Source organism: Hyphomonas oceanitis SCH89 (assembly GCF_000685295.1).
GTDB lineage: Bacteria > Pseudomonadota > Alphaproteobacteria > Caulobacterales > Hyphomonadaceae > Hyphomonas > Hyphomonas oceanitis.
The window spans coordinates 1-1424 of record NZ_ARYL01000113.1; the positions used below are offsets into that span (position 1 = coordinate 1).

General features: G+C 62.8%; 1 protein-coding gene. It reads right to left on the reverse strand.

Annotation, left to right across the window (positions count from 1 at the left end; translation table 11 throughout):
• Window positions 1-67: 67 nt before the first annotated feature.
• Entirely contained in the window at window positions 68-1267 is a 1200-nt protein-coding gene (locus tag HOC_RS20445) for an IS256 family transposase (RefSeq protein WP_035542475.1), read from the reverse strand.
• Window positions 1268-1424 lie beyond the last annotated feature (157 nt).

The following is a 1424-nucleotide window of genomic DNA, read 5'->3' on the forward strand; positions in this document are numbered from 1 at the left end:
GATCGTGTCCCAGCGCGTGGTGTAACTGACCGGCCATGGTCAGGCGTTTCCGGCTGGGCCGGATTGATCAGCGCGCCGCGATTGGCAGGCTGACGAGGGGATCATCGCTCATTTGGCCGATCGTTTCCAGTGTCATATATCGGGCGCGCTGGACGGCCCACTCGTCGTTTTGTTCGAGCAGGAGTGCGCCGACGAGCCGGACGATGGATTTGTCGTTTGGAAAGATCCCGACGACGTCGGTGCGCCGCTTGATCTCACCATTGAGCCGCTCGATCGGATTGGTCGAGTGCAGCTTGGTGCGGTGTTCTCTGGGGAACGACATGTAGGCCAGAACATCAGGCTCGGCATCGTCCATGATCGCCGCGAGTTTTGGCACTTTCGGACGTATCTGATCGGCGACAGCGCGCCATTGCTGGCTGGCGGTTTCAGGTGTTTCCTGGGCGAAGGCTGTGGCGATGAAGGCCGAGACCACGCGCCGGCCGCTCTTGCCGGCATGGGCGAGGACATTGCGCATGAAGTGGACGCGGCAACGCTGCCAGGTCGCGCAAAGTACCTTTGAGACAGCTGCCTTCAGGCCAAGATGCGCATCTGAGATGACCAGCTTCACCCCGCGAAGGCCCCGGCGGGTCAGGCTGCGCAGGAACTCGGTCCAGATCGGCTCGGCCTCGGATGTGCCGACCTCCATGCCCAGCACTTCGCGGCGGCCATCGGCATTGACGCCGACGGCGATGATCACCGCAACGGACACGATCCGCCCGCCGCGGCGGACTTTCAGGTAGGTTGCATCGATCCAGATATACGGCCAATCGCCCTCGATGGGGCGCTCAAGAAAGGCCTGCACCTTCTCATCGATCTCCTCACAGAGCCGCGAGACCTGGCTCTTCGAGATACCGCTCATCCCCATCGCCTTGACGAGATCATCGACCGAGCGGGTTGAGATGCCCTGCACATAGGCTTCCTGAATGACCGCTGTCAGCGCCTTCTCGGCCATCCGGCGCGGCTCCAGAAACGAGGGGAAGTAACTGCCCTTGCGCAGCTTCGGAATACGCAACTCGACCGTTCCGGCCCGGGTCTCCCAGTCTCTGTCGCGGTATCCATTGCGCTGGGCGAGACGCAGCGCGCTCTTCTCGCCATGCGCCGCCCCGGTGGCGGCCCCGACCTCCAGTTCCATCAGGCGTTCGGCCGCAAAGCCGATCATCTCACGCAGCAAATCGGCATCCGGGGTCTTCTCTACAAGCGTGCGCAGGTTCATCATGTCGTTGGTCATCGGTGGTATCTCCAGTTGTGGGTCGGTGTTGCAACCAAACCCTACCGGAAATCGCCGATGACCACCCGCAAAGTCGCCCGCCCCGCCAGCTCTCGGGACAAGCGCTGCGCGGGCGACTTCGCTAACTGTCAGCTACACCACGCCGCGGGACACGATC